At 65.9% G+C, this 16,944-nt stretch carries 11 protein-coding genes and 2 pseudogenes; 4 read left to right on the forward strand and 9 right to left on the reverse strand.

Annotated features, from left to right (window positions below):
* Positions 1-35 precede the first annotated feature (35 nt).
* From B9G49_RS09895 to B9G49_RS09905, 3 genes are read left to right on the forward strand one after another with little or no spacing between them, the layout of a single operon-like run.
* The gene (locus tag B9G49_RS09895; protein ID WP_086216247.1) at positions 36-2,915 is read left to right on the forward strand and encodes a hypothetical protein; all 2,880 of its coding nucleotides are present in this window, start codon (positions 36-38) and stop codon (positions 2,913-2,915) included.
* Between the two features lies 1 nt (position 2,916).
* Positions 2,917-3,942, forward strand: a complete 1,026-nt coding sequence (locus B9G49_RS09900) for a hypothetical protein (RefSeq protein ID WP_086216248.1) — start codon at positions 2,917-2,919, stop codon at positions 3,940-3,942.
* A 49-nt stretch (positions 3,943-3,991) separates the two neighbouring features.
* A complete protein-coding gene (locus B9G49_RS09905) occupies positions 3,992-6,217 on the forward strand; it encodes a hypothetical protein (RefSeq protein ID WP_233125188.1) in 2,226 nt (741 codons plus the stop codon).
* Between the two features lie 51 nt (positions 6,218-6,268).
* On the opposite strand, the gene B9G49_RS09910 is transcribed toward B9G49_RS09905, so the two are convergent.
* From B9G49_RS09910 to B9G49_RS09945, 8 genes and pseudogenes are all read right to left on the reverse strand, one after another.
* Positions 6,269-9,220 carry a hypothetical protein gene (locus B9G49_RS09910; RefSeq protein WP_198943828.1) on the reverse strand — a complete coding sequence of 984 codons (2,952 nt, stop codon included), beginning with the start codon at positions 9,218-9,220 and terminating at the stop codon, positions 6,269-6,271.
* On the reverse strand, positions 9,213-10,943 hold the full coding sequence (locus B9G49_RS09915; protein ID WP_086216249.1) for an ATP-binding protein: 1,731 nt from the start codon (positions 10,941-10,943) through the stop codon (positions 9,213-9,215). Before B9G49_RS09915 ends, B9G49_RS09910 begins: the two co-directional genes overlap by 8 nt.
* Positions 10,936-11,571, reverse strand: coding sequence for a hypothetical protein (locus tag B9G49_RS09920; RefSeq protein ID WP_086216250.1), 636 nt, complete (start codon positions 11,569-11,571; stop codon positions 10,936-10,938). The genes B9G49_RS09915 and B9G49_RS09920 overlap by 8 nt, the downstream gene beginning before the upstream one ends.
* Before the next feature lies 1 nt (position 11,572).
* A complete protein-coding gene (locus B9G49_RS09925) occupies positions 11,573-12,595 on the reverse strand; it encodes a hypothetical protein (RefSeq protein WP_086216251.1) in 1,023 nt (340 codons plus the stop codon).
* Between the two features lie 54 nt (positions 12,596-12,649).
* A complete protein-coding gene (locus B9G49_RS09930) occupies positions 12,650-13,750 on the reverse strand; it encodes a hypothetical protein (protein WP_086216252.1) in 1,101 nt (366 codons plus the stop codon).
* Between the two features lie 395 nt (positions 13,751-14,145).
* Positions 14,146-14,578 (reverse strand): annotated as a pseudogene (locus B9G49_RS17240) (transcriptional regulator).
* 121 nt (positions 14,579-14,699) lie between these two features.
* Entirely contained in the window at positions 14,700-15,005 is a 306-nt protein-coding gene (locus tag B9G49_RS09940; RefSeq protein ID WP_086216253.1) for a hypothetical protein, read from the reverse strand.
* Between the two features lie 37 nt (positions 15,006-15,042).
* The gene (locus tag B9G49_RS09945) at positions 15,043-15,972 is read right to left on the reverse strand and encodes a hypothetical protein (RefSeq protein ID WP_086216254.1); all 930 of its coding nucleotides are present in this window, start codon (positions 15,970-15,972) and stop codon (positions 15,043-15,045) included.
* A 658-nt stretch (positions 15,973-16,630) separates the two neighbouring features.
* Between B9G49_RS09945 and B9G49_RS16550 the strand changes: the two genes are divergently transcribed.
* Positions 16,631-16,792: a hypothetical protein gene (locus tag B9G49_RS16550; protein WP_158093610.1), complete on the forward strand. Its 162-nt coding sequence runs from the start codon at positions 16,631-16,633 to the stop codon at positions 16,790-16,792.
* A gap of 30 nt (positions 16,793-16,822) precedes the next feature.
* Here B9G49_RS16550 and B9G49_RS16260 read toward each other — a convergent pair.
* A pseudogene (locus B9G49_RS16260) lies at positions 16,823-16,944 on the reverse strand (IS630 family transposase); the annotation flags it as partial.

Here is a 16,944-nt window from a genome sequence, read left to right on the forward strand (position 1 = left end):
GTGCGGCGTCCGAATCCCGACGCCGAGCCGCCGTCGTGGCCGTCTCGTTGCTCCTCGTCGGCCTCGTCGCTGTCGGGTTCGCTCCCGGCGTCGCCTCGGCCGACGACACCCTCGAACGCGAGGGGAGCGACCTCGTCGTCAACGTCTCCAGCGTCGACGATCCGGAGACGGTCACCGTCGCGGTGATCGATTCCGACATCACCTACAGCGCGGATACAGTGAACGATACGAACGAGGACGGCGAGGTCCTGATCGATGTCACTAACCCCGACGAAGGGACCGTCAACGGCACCGACCTACGGACTGCGAACGTGACCGTTACCGTCGATCCGGCCGGCGAGAACGCCACGGACGTACAGCTGGCGAACGACACGTCGGTGCCCCTCCACGCGGTCGCGTTCGCGGACGACCGCCCGGCGTGGACCGACACCGAAGGCGAGGGCGACAACGCGACGGAGCGGCTCTACGTCCCGCTGGACGCCGCCGGAACGACCGGTTTCCCCGCCGAAGACGACGTCGAGGTCGAGGTCGACCTCGACGGAAACGAGACCGCCGACGTGACGGGGACGGTCCGAGCGAACGCGACCCAGCTCGTCGTCGACCGCGGCGAGCTGCTTGCCGCGGTCGGAGACTCGCGGGAGACGCTCGAACTCGAGGTGCTGTCGAGCGCCGGCCCGGTGATCGACGACCCGTCGATCGCTCCCGACCTGCGCTCGACGCGGGGCGGGTTCGCGCTCTGGCACCCGCTGTTCGAGCCCGACGAGACGTACGCGGTCGATGCGAGCACCGATGGTCAGGACGTCCGGTACACCGCCACCGCAGCCGAGACCCAGGACGGCTACCTCGAACTGCCGGGGCTGTCGGCTGACGACACCGCGATCCGCGTGTCGACCGCCGACGGGACCGAACTCGCAAACTACACCGAGGGTAATCCGCTCGCGTACCCCGGGCCGCCGGAAGTCGGCGCTGCGACCGTCGACGACGAGAGCCTCGTCTTCGACCGGTCGCTCGCGGGACTCGCCGTCGACGGTGTCCTCGTCGGGACCGACGACGGATCGACGTACGCCGGTATCGAGGGTTCGATCGCCGCCGACGGCCGCTTGGCCCTCGACGGCACCGACCTGAGCGGCGCGGAGACGCTGCTGCTGTCGACCGCCGCCGGCGACGTGACGGCGACGCTCGACCGGGGGTCCGATGGGGCGGAGAGCGGGGGTGCCGGGGTGATAGACGGCCACGGCGGGATGCTCTCCGTGCTTCTCGCGTTCTTCGTCCCGTTCGGCGTCGGTGTGCTGCCCGGTGCCGTGATCGGTCACCGGAGCCAGAGCGATCCGGACCTCGTGAACACGGCGCTCATCGGCGTGATCAGCTTCGGGCTGGCGGGGATCGCGGCGGTAGGGGTGCTCGTGGTGTTCGCCCCGGGCCTGTTCGGAACCGATCTCGTCAATCTCGTCAGCTACGCCGGAGTCGTTCTCGGGACGGTCGGCACCGCTGTCGGACACCAGATGCTGGCCGAGAGCGGAGCCGTTGCGGCGTCCGGACCGTTCGCCGCCGAGGTGACCGTCACCGACGGTTCCGACCGCTTCCGCGGCGACGTCACCGTCCACTACCGCGAGCCCGGAGGGCGGGACCGGTACGACCCCGTGACGGTGCGGGGCGGTCGCGGGACGGTCCAGCTGCCCGGCGCCGGAAGCTGGGAGATGTACGCGCAGCACGGCTCCGCGCACTCGGACGTCGAGACGGTCAACGCGAACGAGCCGGCGGCGACGCTGACTATCCCGGTCGAAGCGACGCTCAACGTGGTTGACGCGGTCGACGGGGAACCCGTCGCGGACGCGACGATCAGCGGCGACGGAATCTCGGGGACGACAGACCGGAACGGCGCGGTCACGATCGACCCGCCGGAGGACGCGACCGACGCCGAGATCGAGGTGTCCCACGAGCGGTACGCGGACGCGACCGAGCGCGTCCGCTTCCGACAGAACGCGAGCCACACCATCGAACTCGATCGCCGGACCGGACGGCTTCGGGGGGCGGCCACCGTCGACGGCACGGCCGCCGGGGCGGTTCCGTTCCGGATCGTCCCTGACGACGAGTTCCTCTCCGACCGCTTCGACGTCGAGACGGTCACAACCGACGCCGACGGAACGCTCGACGAGCGGACGTTGCCGATCGGCCGATACCGCGTCGAGGTCACCCTCACGGACGCGGACGGGACGTACCAAGGGACCGAAACGATGGTCACCGTGAACGAGTCCGGAACCGCGCGGGCGACCGTCGACGCCCGGTTCACGTGGCGGCTCGACGCCGACCGTCGGGACCGGATCGACCGCGTCCGGAACGACGTTCGGTCGGTCTTGGAGGGCGGCGGCCGCGACGGGACGATTCCGCGGTACTACGCCTCCGTCGTCGAGTCGATGCTCGACGCCGCCGAGTCGGTGCCCGACGCCGGCCACGAGTTCGTCGGCCGCGAGACCGATCCCGGCGACGCGGTTGACGGGATCCTCGCGGCGGCCGAGCGAGCGGCGGACGCCATCTCCGAGGGGATGACGACGAAGCGTAACGTCGACCTGTTCGCGGCCTGCGCCGACATGCCCGACGCGGACGTTCGATGGAGCGGCTCCTTCGAGCTCGCGGAGCTGCTCGACCGGCTCGAATCCGACTCGGGCGCGCAGCGCCGCGAGGTGAAACAGCGCTACGAGGCGGTCGACGGCCTCATCGAGGACCGGCGCGGCGAGCTCTCGGAGATCGCGCCGGCAAGAGAGATCCAACAGCGCGCGTGGGAGCTGACGCGCGAGTCCGACCGCGGTCCCGAGGCGGTCGCGATCGGCTACACGTCCCTGCTGCTGCTCGACGCTGTCGAGGAGCTGTTCGAGCACGACACCCTCCGCGAGCGGCTCACACGAACGGTGTTCTGACATGACAAAACCACGCACAACACGCACACGGACGACTCGGACGGCGGCCGCCTGCGCGCTCGCCGCCTTACTCGTCCTCGCGACGGTCGCAGCGGGGGGAGCCGGGACGGCGGCCGCACAGGAGGACCCCGAGACCGCGAACGAGTACTTCGAGACGTTCCGCGCGATGGAAGGGACCGAAGCGTATCAGGAGTACGAGGAGTTCGAGACGATGCGAACGTTCGCCGTCTCTCGCGCACAGGAGGTGGGAACGCTCGACGACGCCGACCGCGCCGAGTTCGCCGCGGTGCTTAACACGATGGTGGCGTTCGAACGCGCGTACGAGCGCGCCGACGCCGGCGAGTACGAGGCGAGTCTCGCCGCGGCCGAGGAGGCCGAGGTCGAGATCGACGAGCTGGAGTCGTACGAGGAGACTCAGGCGACGCTCGCGGGTCTCGCGGTGACTCGCTTCTACGCGAGCCTCGGCGACGGCCTCCGTGATCAGGCGTCGTCCGCCGAGCGGACGCCGGACCGGATCGAGCTGCTCTCCATGACCGCGACCGCTTACGAGCGTGCGAACCGGCCGAACGAGGCCTCGGAGTTCAACCTACAGGCCGAACAGCTCTCGGCCGAGTACGATGCCGCGGTGGAGCGGATGGACGAGGCGGAGGCGACCGCCGGCACCCTCCTCGATCAGTGTCTCAACTGCGACACCGTCGCCGGCGCAGTCGGCGGCAGCGCCAACCCTGTTCGAACCTTCGAGCGCTATCAGGCATCTCAGGAGGCGCTCTCGGATGTACAGGCAGCGCAGGCGGACGCGAATGAGAACGGCCTCGACGACCGTACAGCCGATCTGAGGGCGCTCGCAAGCGACGTGGGTGACACGCGGTTCTCTCTCGCGGTTGCGTCCGTCTCGATCCTCGTCGGATACGGGCTCGTCGTCGGGCTGATCGGCACGGCAGTACTCAGCCGGATCTTCCTCTGGCGGCGGACCTACGAGATGGCCCAGATCGGGTCGATCGTCTCCGGAGGTGAAAACGATGTCTAAGCGGCTCTCTGCCGCTCTCGTTGTGGCAGTCGCGCTCGGCCTACTCGCCGTGCCTGCCGTCGGAGCGGCCAACGTCTCGGATGTACAGGCGAGCGACTACACGATGGACGTCCAGACGGACGGCCAGACGGACACCCACGACATTCAGGTGACTAACAGCGGCCAGAACGGGACGAACGCCGACGTGACGATCACAGGCGAGCCGTCCGGCGTATCGGTATCTGGCGCCGACACGTATCTCGCGCCGGGGACGACAACCGACGTCCCGCTCGACATCAGCGCTGGCTTCGGCGCCGAGAGCGGCACCGTCTCCGGGAACGTCAACGGCGAGCCGTTCGAGTTCTACTTGACGGTTAACACCCCGCCGCTCGCCGGCTTCGAGGACGAGCCGCTCGATCTCGGCAACGTGCTCGTCGGCGAGGGGGGCTCCGGCGAGGTCACCGTCGAGGAGGTTAGCGGCGACGGGTCGCTCGACGGAGTCGAAATCACCCAAGTGCGCGGCGATCAGGACGCGACGCTCGACTTCTCCGGCGGCTTCTCCGTCAGCGGAAGCAGCGGGACCGTCGACTGGACGGTGACTCCGGACTCGAACGCGCCGCAACACGAGGACCTCGAGTGGACCGTCGAGCTGTCGGACTCGCGGTACCCCGACGCGACCCGCGAGGTCGACGTCGAGGCCCGCGTCATCTACCCCGGCTACTTCGGCGAGCTGGCGCTCGACGACGACGAGTTCAGGTTCGACGAGCCGCGGGACGAGGGCGACACGCTGACCCGAACGATCGACCTAGAGATCCCCAACGACGGGGACACCCCGATCGAGGTCGATAGCGTCTCGGCGTCCTCGTCCGACGCGGGCGTCTCCGTGACGGCCTCGAGTACGCCGAACGAAATCGACGGGCAGTCGACCGAGGAGGCCGCCCTCCGAGTTACTGCCGACCGAGACCTTCCAGAGGGGTCCTACGACATCTCCGCGACCGTGGACACGCCGGGATTCGACGGTGACGATGCGAGTCTCGACGAGAGCTTCGAAATCGTCCACGAGACGCGCCTCGTCGCCGACGACACCGACATCGGCGACGTGGCGATCGGCGAGGCCAACAGCCGGACCGTGACGATCAGCGAGGAACTCGGCTACAACGATGTCAACGACATCGAAACGACCCTCACTAACGGACCGGAGGAGTGGCTCACGCTGGAGAGCGCACCGAGTTCGGTGAGTGCGGGCGGCAGCGAAGACGCCTCGTTCTCGCTGGAGTTCGACACGAGCGCGGAGCTCGGCGAGAGCTACGAGTGGGAGTACGACGTCGACGGTGACGGCGACGACGCGAGCATCACGGTCACGGCCTCGCCGGTTCCGCTCGATCTCGAACCGATCCAGAACGAGCTCTCCGAGTACGACACGGCCGTCGCCGACAGTACCCTCGAACTCGTCGACAGGATGGACGAGCGCCTCCGGAGCGGAGAGAGCGCCAATCAGGAGATATCAACCGTGCTGACCTTCGGCGAGGCGGCGACGCTGTACTCCGAGGCGATCGAGGAGGCCGACAGTCACCTGGAGAACGGCGAGCACACCGAGGCCCAGTCCGCGATCATCCGCTCGGCTGCCGCGTACAACACGATGGGGTTACAGGCCGAGCGGCTCGAAAACGGCGAGCTGCGCGGGCTCGCGAATACTGCCCGGTCCGACGCGGAGGGCGACCTCGACCGACTCATTCAGGAACAACGGGCCTACTACGAGGACCGGCTCGAATCGGGCGAGATGTCGCTGATCGAGGAGGCGACCACGCAGCGCCAGCTCGCGCGGATCGCACTCCTACAGGGCGACGAGCAGCGCGCAAACCAGCTCGAAAACGACGCGGAAGAGGCGTTCAACAGCTACTCCGACTCCGTCTCGACCGGCGAACAGGCGGTACAGGAGGCCGAGAGTACGTGGAGCGAGATGGAAGACGACCAGTTCGTCGTCGTTCTCGGCCAGCCGCTCCTGTTGAACCCGGCGGACTACGACGCGTTCATGGCGGGCACGGCGTCGATCGACGACACCTACCAAGAGGCGATCAGCGCGTTTGAGAGCGCGGGCGAGACCACTCGCGCCGAGGAGGTCACGGCCGAGTACGAGTCGCGGACCGCTGCGCTCGGGATCGCACGATACTCTCTCTTCGGCGCGATCGGGGCCTACGCGCTGGTCGCGGTCGGACTGACCGTCCGAACCGCGAGGCGGATGTTCTGGTACGTCCGCGACACGCAGGAATCGGTAAGCGGCGACTTCCTCGTGTAGCTTCAGGAGCGCTCTCCGAGGATTTTTTAGCAGATTGCCTTCGCGACGCCGTCAGTTCTCGCTCCGCGGCGGCGTCGAGAGCCGCGAGGAGAACTCGGGCGACGGCGTCGCGGCGTCGATCCGGTCGATCGACCACGCGGCGAGGAGGTCGGCGGTCCACGCGGACTCGTCGTCCGCGGCGGGACCGGCGGCGCGGGCGACGTACTCCTGCTCGGTCCCGTCGACCGCGTACGAGACGGTGGCCTCGAAGCCGGGCTTCGTGTACCCGGACTCAAGGTCGACGTAGTGCTCGATCCGATCGCCCGGCTCGACGCGCTCACGGCGGGCGGGCGAGTAGAACATCGAGTCGATCGGGTCCCCGTCGGCGACCACCGAGACGTCCGTCAGCGGTTCGTCGCCGTCGTTCTCGAACACGAGCACGACAGAACTGTACTCGCCCGCGACCTGGGTGTCCGAACTGATGCTGGGTGTCAGCGCCGGCCGGCCGTCGGCACTGGTACCCGCCGCGTCGCCGTCGGCCGCCGCCAACACGTCGATCCGACGCTCCTCGTCGTCCGACTCGACCCAGAAGGAGACGGGGACGGCGTCCCCGGGCGCGGGGCGCTCGCCGACCGTCGCCGAGACGGTTCCGCTCGCGCCAGCGTCGACCGCGGTCGAGAGCGACGCCCGACCGCCGTCCGGTCCGGGGTCGACGCCGGTCACGCGACACTCCCGGTCGGTCCCGTTCTCGACCACGGCCGTGAGTGCCCCGTCGTCCGGATCGACCGTCGCCAGCACGCCGACCGCGTCGTCGCTCACCGAGAGCTGCCGGGCGTCGACCTCGCTGACGACCGTCCCGCTCACCTCGACCGCGGCCGACGGGAGAGTGAGTTCGCCCGCCTCGCCCGCGGCGACGAACCGGTCGACCGGCGCGGTCGCACCGCGGTCGAGGCGGGCGAGAGAGAGTCTCTCTCCGTCGTCGAGGGCGATCTCGACCGACTCGGCCGGCTCGCCCTCGTTCTCGACGACGATCCGATCGCGGACCGCGTGGCCGATCCCGGGGGCGCGGTCCGGAGCGCGTCGCGTCGCCGAGAGGGACGGTCCGCCCCCGGTCCCGCTCTCCGACCGACCTTCCGTCGGAGCTCCGACCGAGGACTCCGTTCGGTCCCCGGACGCGGTTTCCTCCGTATCACGACCCGACCCCCTCTCCGCCGCCTCGTCCGACCGACTCCGCTCCGAGCCACGAGCGCTGGACGAAGCGGTCTCCGACGGGTCACCCGTCGAATCCCCCGAAGCGGTCGACTGGTCTGAGGTCGTCGTCTCGCCCGACTCGGTCGAGTTCGGCGACCGGCTCGTCGCTCCGGTTTCGCGGGACGACCTCGACCGGTCGCGGCCGCCGGCCGACGAGGGCGTCGTGAACGTCCCGTTCCCGGGGACGCGGACGCGTTCCTCGGCGTCGAGCGCGTCGAGCGCGATCCGGGCGACCCCCGACTCGTACTGCGGGACGAGGAGCAGCAGTTCGTCGCCGTCGATCGTCACCGGAGACCGAACGCGGCCGGCGCCCGGCATCTCCACCACGAGCCGGTCTTCGACCGGAACGCCGTCAGCGACGGCCACGGTCGCCCGTAGTGCGTCGCGCTCGACCGCCGCGTCGATCGTCGGCCGCGACGGGAGCGTACACGTGGGGGCGTACTCCCGGCGGCGGTCGCCGCGCGTCACCTCGAGCCCGACGGAGACCCGCGTTTCAGGCTCGTACGGCCGCGTGACCGTTCCCTCCCACGCCTCGCCCGGCGCGATGTCGGTGGCCTCGGTGCCGGCCTCAAGCAGCCGGACCGCGTCGAGGGGGACGCCCCCGACGTTCTCGACCGTCACCCCGATCTCGGCGACGCCGTCGTCGATCCGCGCCGCGTGTAGGGCCGTCTCGACCGCCAGTCCGCCGCTCGCCGCGTCCTCAACCTCGACGGTCCCGCGCCCGGCCTCGTCGCCGTCGGCCGCGACGATCGCGTCCGCACGTCCCTCCCGCTGGACCGACGCGACTGGGAAGTCGGTGACCGCGGAGTCCTCGCCGTCGACCGTCACAGTTCGCTCGGCGGGCGAGAGCGAACATCCGTCCACGTCGAGCGAGAGGTCGACCGTCCGCTCCTGCTCGGTCGGATTCGACACCTCCACGTCGACCGTGCCGCCGACCCCGACGGAATCGGTGAGGACCGCAACGTCGATCCGGTCGCGGTCGGGGACGTACGTCGCGATCGTCCCGTCGCGTACCGAACAGACGATCGCCCCGTCGCCGGAGGCGTACACGTCGCCGGTCGGGAGGTCGGGGACCGTCTCGGTCGCCCCGTCGGCCGCCACGTCGAGCACGCCGTCGGCCGCGCTGACCAGCACCGACCCCTTGCCGACCGGCGCGACCTGTCGGGCGTCCAGCTCCGTGCGCCAGCGGTCCTCGCCGCTCCCGCGGTCGAGACCGACGAGGCGGTCGCTCTGGAGGGCCGCGACCACGGTCCCGTCGCAGACGCCGACGCTCCGGACGACCGCCGAGAGGTCCCGGTCGAAGGCGACCTCTCCGTCGCCGTCCACCGCGGTGAGGAACGACCACGTCGCGACTAGGAAGCCGGTCGGCGTCGCGAGGAAGGCGTCGTCTGGCGTCCCCGGCCGGGTCCGGTCGACCGCGAACCGTTCGCGGCCGCCCGTGACCTCGACGAACCGGAGGGCGTCGGGGGCGAGGAGCCCGCAGCACTCCCGGGACTCGGCGCCGGCCACGGCGTACGCGTCTCCCGCGTCGTGGCTCCACACCCGGTCGCCGTCGAGGGAGTACGCCGTGAGCGTCTCCTGCGAGAGGACGAGCAGGCGGTCCGCCACCGCCAAATCGAGTATCGGATCGCCGTGGTCGATCGCGGTCCGCTCCCGGCCGGAGACCAGCGTGACCCGGTCGCCGAGTCCGAACGCGATCACGTCGCGTCCGACCCCGACCGCAGACGGGGGATCGCTCTCGAAGGAACCGACCTGTCGGTAGCCGTCACTCACGGCCGTCACCTCCGACCTCCGCCCCAGCGGGGCCTTCAGGCGCGGGGTCCCCCCCGACGCCCTCGCCTCCGGGCGTCGGCCCGCCGTCGCCGTCTCCCGTACCGCCGTCGCCCCCCCCGCTTCCGTCGTCTCCCTCGTCGGCGCTTCCGTCTCCGTCCCCGCCGAAGAGCTGTTCGAGCGACGAGGGTTCGTTGCCCAGCCGCCTCTCCAGCCGCTCGGCCTGCTCCTCGACGTACCGCCGCAACTCCGGGTACCCTTCGAGGTCGTCGATCTGGGTCCGGACGCTGGCGACGTACTGCCGGACCGTCTTGGGTTCGGTCTCCCCGAGCCGGTCCGCGAAGTAGTCGGTCGTCGGCTCGATCGGCTCCCGATCCGGGAGGTGGACGCTCTCAACGAACTCGCGCTGGAGCTCGCTGCCCAGCACGCGGTCGGCGATCTCTGCCGGGGTGTACCCGGTCGATAGCTCGCCGAGCCGGTCGTAGTCGATCCCGTCGGTCTCGTGCATCGACGCGAGGTGTTTCCGCCACACCTGCGCCATCACCTCCGTCTCCGGCTGCGGGATGAACTGCTGGATCGGGAACCGGCGGGTGGCGGCCGGGTCGATGGTGAACGGCATGTTCGTCGCGCCGATCACCAGCAAGTTGTCCTCGATCTCGTTCATCTCCTGCAGGAACGCGTTGGTCAGCGAGCGCTCGTGGCGCTGGAGCGAGTCGTCGCCGCGGTCGGGGATCAGCGTGTCGACCTCGTCGAAAAAGAGGACAGCGAACCCGTCCTGCGCGATCCCGTGCGCCTTCTCGAAGATCGCTTCCACGCGCTTCTCCGACTCCCCGGAGTACTTCGAGAGCACGTCGCTGCCCTTGATCTCGAGGAACTTCACCTCGCCGTAGCTCTCCTCGATATTCGAGTTATACTTTGCCTCGTAGGCGATCGCTTCCGAGACGAGCGTCTTCCCGCAACCGGGGGGGCCGTACAGCAGCATGCTGTTGCCGCGCGAGGCGAACTCGTCGCCGTAGCGGTCGACGACCTCGTCGCGCACGTCGGGGTCAAACAGCGCCAGCAGGTTCTCCGCCGTGCGCTTCACCTCCGGTAGCCCGGCCACGTCCTCCCCGAAGCTGACCGTCGGCTTCTTCGGTTCGAGCGACACCTGAACTGCCTCGTCGTCCTCCCCCTGCCCGCCGGGGCCTTGGCCGCCCGTGCCCGGTCCCTTTGACCGGGAGTCGGACATCGCCTTCCGCTCTCGGTACTCGCCGGTGTCGACGAACTCGATCTCGGTCTCGCCGGTTACCCGAACAGTGTTGTACCCCGACGGTTCGATCTCGACCGGGTCGAACGTCTCGAGGCGGTCACCGCGTTCGACCGCTTCTTCGATCGGGTGGAGGAGGTAGTTGCTTTCGCGAAGAAACGTCTCCAGTTCCCCCTCGTCGGTCGCCGCGTGGATCGAGACAGACGAACAGTCGGGGACCTCCGCGATCGAGACATCGGTGTCGACGAGGAAGTCGCGGCTCCGATCGAACCCGCCGAACAGCCGCTCGATGTTCTCGTGGACGCGGACCTCGTTTCCGATGTCGTTGAAAAGGTCGTCGACGGTGTTGACGTAAAAGTACGCGCCGACCCCCTTGTGTTTCAGCTGTACGACCTCGGTCGACGCGCTGATCTTCGAGTCGCCGATCTTGACGTGCGAGGTCGGCTGTCGCGACAGCGCGATCGGCTTGATGTTAAGCATGGGTTCGCTCCGTGATCGTTCCCGCGATCCAACCGATATCGGTGAGCATCTCGAACGTGTCCCGCCGGGTCGACCGGTATACGAACTCGCCCATCGTCAGCGCCTCGTCCAACAGCTCCCGGAGCGCAATAAGCCGGTCCAGAAGCGTCCAGAACGCGGTCTCGACGAGGTCAGACCCACCGGCGTCGGCCCGGCGGTGGAGCCGCCGTGCGTCGTCGATCAGCTCCGTGAGCCAGTCGCGCAACTCGTCCGCGAGGAGCCACCAGTTTCGAATCGGTCCAGTCCCCTCGGTCAGCGGAACGAGGACTGTCCCGTCCTTCTCGACGAGGCGGCCGTCGCTCACGGCGCGATCGACGGCCTCGGCGTCGAGGTTGAGATCGTCCCGGTCCGCGATCTGGGCCTCGACGATCGATTCGACGGTGTCGTCGGTCTCCCACCGCTCGTATCCCGACAACTCCGTGCCGGTCACAGCGACCGTCGCCAGTTCGGCGATGTCGTCCACCGCCGCCACCGCCTCGGACCGGATCTGGCGGACCCGGTTCGTCCGGCGGTAGGTGTCGAGCGAGAGTGCGCGCTCGACGGCGCTGTCGACGGTCCTGAACGCCTCGATGAACGATAAGGCGTACATCCTACCGTTTGAACCCCGCTGCCTCCTCGGCGGTCTCCGCGAGATTCTCCGTCTCCGCAGCCTGTTCCTGAACGACTTCGCCGTGGTTCTCCTCGATCATCTCGGCGAAGTCGTCGTCCGCAACATCGTCCGCCTGACTCTCCTCTTGGCCGGCGAGTTCGTTGATCAGGCTCCCGGCGTTGTCCACGAACTCCAGCGCCTCCTCCGGGAACACGGAGCTCTTCAGCGCCGCCTTTCGGGTGTTGCTGTGGAACATGTCGTACGCCTCGCGCGCGGCTTCGAGCCGCTCGATGGCCATCCCGATCTGATCGACGCCGGCGCTCACGTTCTCGACGAAGTTCTCCGATTTTGCCTTCTCGATGTCCTGGAGGTACAGGTAGTGCTCCTTGAGCTGGGTGTACTCCTGCCGATCGTCGTCGCTCAGCGTGTCCGGATCGGGGACACCCTGTCCGGGGCCGAGGTTCTGTATCCGCTGTGCGGTCTTCGAGAGGCGCTCCTCGGAGTCCTGCTGTTCGACTTCGAGCGTGTCGACAGTCTCTTGAAACCGTTCTTTCGCGTCCTCAACCCGTTCGAGGTGCTCGTCGATGCTCTCGATCACCGCTGACATCAGCGCTGCCCAGTTCATCAGCGCCGCGCTGTTGAGGCTCTCCTCGTCAGGGTCTCGGAACAACACGAGCTCTTCGCCCTCGATGTCGACGATGTCCTCATCCGCGAGATACTCGACGAGCACGTCGGCCTGCTGCTCGCTCGACACGATCGTCTCCCCGTCTACAGCCGCCCCGGCGAGCGCCTCGACGGCTTCCCGGCGGTTGATCCCGCCGTGCCCCTCGTCGATGTCAATCTGGTCGATGTTCTCCGGCTGGACGATCTGTTTGATCAGGTCCTCCCACTTCCCCTCCATGTCGTCGCTCTCGATCCAGTCGGCTCGGACGCGGATCGGTTCGGAGGACTGGCCGCGCCCCTCCGCGATAACGAACTGCTGGCCGTTGATCGTTTTCGTTTCGAAGGAATATTTGCGAGTCATTCGGTAGTCGTTGAATTTGTATCAATCAGCCAATCCACATTATTCCATCGGCTTTCAGAACTCCTCGTCGGCGACAATGGTTTCGTACCGGTCGACCACGGCCTCGCGGACGTGATCGTTGACGCGGTCGTCGTGAGCGACTTGGAGCTCCTCGAACTGTTCCTCGGCACGCTCGGTAAACTCCGACGGAGAGGCGAACACGTCGTACTCCCCTTTCACCTCGCCGAGGATCCGGCGCGCCCGCTCATCGACGAGCCGGTCGAAGGGCTCTTGCACCGTGACGATCTCCGGCCCCTCGGCGAGCCCCAGGCGGTCGACGAGCGTCGACCGCGTCTCCCTGAGGATATCCGTCCGGACGCTCCGCGCCGCCGACAGCACGTCGAACCGGGAGTCGATCGCGTTCTCCACAACCTGTTCGAACTCTCCGACGCGCAGCGCGTGGTTCGACTCCTCGAACTCTGTTTCGACGGTTTCCTCGATCTCGTCCGCGAGGAACTCCGCGTACTCGTCTATCGCCTCCTCGACGAGGTACTCACCGTTGAGATCGACAATATAACCCTCTCGGTCGAGGTACCGGATTACGTCAGAGGTGGCGTTCACGTCGATGACGCTCTCGAGGTCGCTGTGGGCGATCTTCCCGTTCGACGCCTCGCGTTCGAGCCGCGCGTCGAGCCCCACGTCGTCGGCGTGCTCCTTGAGCTTCGGACCGATCGTGTAGTAATCTCGCTTGCCCGCTGTGATGCGGCGGAGGTAGTCGCGCTCGGTGAGTTCGTCGACAAAGAATTCAAGATCGTCGATCGCCAGCGAGAACCGTGAGCGGAGTGTCTCTCCGGTAACCACCAGTCGCTGGCCGAACAGGTTCGTCAACTCTCGCGTAATGTTCATGTTCCCCTTCACGCCGAAGGGATCGACGTAGTACACTCCGTCTCGAAGCTGGTCAAGGTCGACGAACTCGTCGGCAGACATCTCCGAGAGCGCCTTTCGCATATCGCTTGCGGCAAGCGATCCCGCGTTAAGGGTTCCAACGTCCGCGTTCTCGTAGCCGGATTTGATATCCGACTTCTGGTCCGCGACGTACACGAACCCGTAGTTGTCTTGGGCGATATCTCGACAGACATCCTCGAGGACGTCCATATCCACCGGCAAAATCGTCATTACCGCATACGTGATAGGCTCCCATACTAAAACTTGCGAACACGATAATTGGCGGCCGACCCGCATCTCGCGCCACCACAGTTTTCAGCGCTCAGTCTGCGGATACTCCGTCGAATTCGTGCGGTTCGCGGAAACATCCGGAACCTCATCCCAGTATCGGGTATCTCTAACAACACCTGAATCTGAAATGATGAGTTTCAGTATCAGAATTTGTCTATTTGAACAGATTGGGAAGTAGAAATCTCCGCAATTAATTCGTAAGCGAATTCTCCCAGCTGATTCAGGATATATATGAAAAAAATAACAGCGTTGAGATGCTGACTACATCCTCTATATTCAGCACGACCACAAAAACATATCACTCTCTAAGGATTTCAATAGAGCCAGAAAACCGACTACGCGGATGCGGACGGCCCTGACCCTTCGCCGCGCGGCAGGCCAAACTCAACCTCAAGCCGGACCGTGTCGTAGGACGTACGGCTTCTTCACGCGGCCGTCCTCTTCGGAGTGGATGATGTCGTACTCGGCCAGGAAATACAGGTCGTCGTGGACATCGTGGACGTCACGGTCGAGGCGGTCAGCTAGCGCGCGGATGCTCTCGGGTGAGTGATCCATCACCACTTCGAGCAGCTCCATCCGTCGATTGGTGAGCAGGTGGCGGAGCCGAGTTCGGTCCTCGAAGTTGACGACGTGCGGCACCTCCTTGCCCTCTTCCTACTGTTCGGCGCGTTCGATTGCCGCCGCCTGCGCCTGCTCCGCTGGAAGCGACGCGATACGGAGGGTCGAAGGGTACTCAACCTCATCCGGGTCAGGCGTAAACAGACGAATTCAACTCTCAACCTCCAATCAGGGTCCATCTCTCGCTACTATACAGCGTGCCGATCCCTTTCTTTGGACGATTTTAGAGATTCAACGCTGGTTCGGAGCCAGAGATCCCGAATAGTCTCCTTCAGAATTCTCGCTCAATCTCAAGCTTCCGCATCGCCCGCTCGAAGACCTTCGGGTGCCGGTGCGCCAGCTTCTCTAAATGGTCTCGAACCGACTGGGCTGGGTTCACCTCAACCTCATCAGCGTTCTGGAGCTCGTGGTAGAACGCATGTGTCTCAGTCGTCACCGCGACCCCGACCGTCTTATCCTTCGGTGCGCTGTCGCTGTTCAGAGCGTCGAGGTACCGGTCGACGTCGAAGTCGTCGGCGGTGTCGCCCTCGTTCGTCTCGTCCTGTTCGTCTTCCGCTGCGTCGAACGCGTCCGTCATTGGGTTGTCGCTCATTGATTTAATCTTAATCTTAAGCTTAGGCGTACGTCTCGATTGTCTCGTCAGTGATCTCGACGCCGTCGCCGGCGGCGAACTGCTGGGCACCAGCACGGTAGGCGTGGTAGCACTCCTGGCGAACCGAGCGCGGCGTCCCATCCGAGCGCTCGACGATCGCCCGGATCGCCGAGGCCGTGTACGGATCAGAGAGATACCCCTCAGTGTACTCCTCGTCGCGGGCCCACGCCAGCCACCGAGCAATCAGTTCCTCGGTCTCGGCGAAGCCGAACCGTTCGAGCGACCGATCCTTGGCGACTAGTCGCGATGACAGCGTTTCCCGCAGCTCATCGAGTCGGTCGCCGGCCTCAGGAGTCCCGAACAGGAAGAGGATGAACGCAGGCCCGGTCTCGCCGAGGTCACCGATGCTCTGAAGCCCGGCGAGTAGCTGCTCGAAGGTACGTGTGTTCCGCGCTGCGTCCTCGAGCTGATCCACCTGAACGATACAGGTGAGGTCTGCCGCCTCCAACTGCTCGGCGACATCTTCGACGACCTGGCGGACCTCGTCGGTCGCTCGCGGGTAGGTCTCGGGGATGTCCAACGCATCGTACGCATTGAGTTCATCGAGCAGCCGCGTGTAAAGCCGGCGTGTGGTGATGCTCTCCACCTCGCGGATGCGGGCGATAGCGAACTCGTCGCTACGTGGGCCCTCGCTCAGCGCGTCGTACACAAGCTCTCGGAAGTGGGTCTTGCCAGCGCCTCGCTTGTCGGTCACCGAGACATGTCCCGCGCGGGTGAGGATGTGCGAGGCAACCTCCTGGAGAAGGTCATCGTTGACTCGTACGGCGACCCGCGTGTCAGGGAGTGATTCCGCTGCGAACGGTGTGCGATTCTCGATAAGTCCTAACTGCTCGGCATACCGAGCGTGGGCCTCTTCAGCCTCATCGAGTGCCGCCGTGAATTGATCAGCCATGTACGGTTATGCCTAAGGATATCCCTAACCTTAAGATTAAGTCAGACGCTCATCGAGATAGGCTCAAATTATTTTATGCGGGAGGCAACCGAGATCTCTTCGAGCGTCCAGTTGAGTGGCCTATCAGCACTGCCGATCGATCCACTGCCACCACTTCTCGAAGTCCTCCGCTCCAGACTGGCCTGCGATAGTGCGTAGTGTCCCGGTTCGAATCTGGTCGTGTTGCGGGACGGAGACGACACGGACATCATCGTCGTTTGTCGGGTGCTCGTAGCTTGACGTGGCTCTCTGTCCGGTCAACGATGACAAAGCGGTTTTTCGGAGTGATTTGACGACATCGTGTCTAGAAAATCAGACTCTTTCATCCGACTCACGGCGATCAGTTGGTCACGTTCACAGGGGTCCATCTAAAACAGATTACTCACGCTATCTCGAACACTATCCCCGTCACCCCCACCGTCCTGCGATTTCAGTCTCGCTCTTATGTAGAAACGCGGAAAGGGGTCGTTGAGTTGTACCCAGCAGCGAATTGAGTAGCCAACTGGGACTCAGATCACCGGACGGAGGCAGGTGTTCAAAGTGCCAAATCGTCTTTCCGCAGCTCTACACAAGAGCGAGACCGCAGAGCGACTTTCCCGGACCACACGGATCGGTGTGTATGGGCGAGATCTTCCGCGTCAACTGCCCGGGCTGTGGACAAGAGAAGGGCCCGATCACGACCCACCCCGGTACCGTCGGCATCCACTGCTCGTGCGGGATCACCGCAACTGTCGACATCGGCGCGCAAGAAATCGATGAATGGTGGGAGCGGGAAGACTAACCTACCGCAGGTCGACACCCACGTTTATACTCACCGACAGAGATATTGATATACTCCGGGCGGATCAATCTCTTTCATCGCTGAGCGGATCTCACTCCGAAGTTCGTCAACTTCTCCAAAGTATTGATTACCAAGAGCTGATCTAAGTTGTC

Source organism: Halorubrum sp. SD683, from assembly GCF_002135045.1.
Classification (GTDB): domain Archaea; phylum Halobacteriota; class Halobacteria; order Halobacteriales; family Haloferacaceae; genus Halorubrum; species Halorubrum ezzemoulense.

Bases quoted from the DNA above. Each gene is read 5' to 3' on its own strand.
- B9G49_RS09900 (WP_086216248.1), top strand. From the start codon at position 2,917: ATGACAAAACCACGCACAACACGCACACGGACGACTCGGACGGCGGCC.
- B9G49_RS09915 (WP_086216249.1), bottom strand. From the start codon at position 10,943: ATGCTTAACATCAAGCCGATCGCGCTGTCGCGACAGCCGACCTCGCAC.
- B9G49_RS09920 (WP_086216250.1), bottom strand. From the start codon at position 11,571: ATGTACGCCTTATCGTTCATCGAGGCGTTCAGGACCGTCGACAGCGCC.
- B9G49_RS09925 (WP_086216251.1), bottom strand. From the start codon at position 12,595: ATGACTCGCAAATATTCCTTCGAAACGAAAACGATCAACGGCCAGCAG.
- B9G49_RS09930 (WP_086216252.1), bottom strand. From the start codon at position 13,750: ATGACGATTTTGCCGGTGGATATGGACGTCCTCGAGGATGTCTGTCGA.
- B9G49_RS09940 (WP_086216253.1), bottom strand. From the start codon at position 15,005: ATGACGGACGCGTTCGACGCAGCGGAAGACGAACAGGACGAGACGAAC.
- B9G49_RS09945 (WP_086216254.1), bottom strand. From the start codon at position 15,972: ATGGCTGATCAATTCACGGCGGCACTCGATGAGGCTGAAGAGGCCCAC.
- B9G49_RS16550 (WP_158093610.1), top strand. From the start codon at position 16,631: ATGGGCGAGATCTTCCGCGTCAACTGCCCGGGCTGTGGACAAGAGAAG.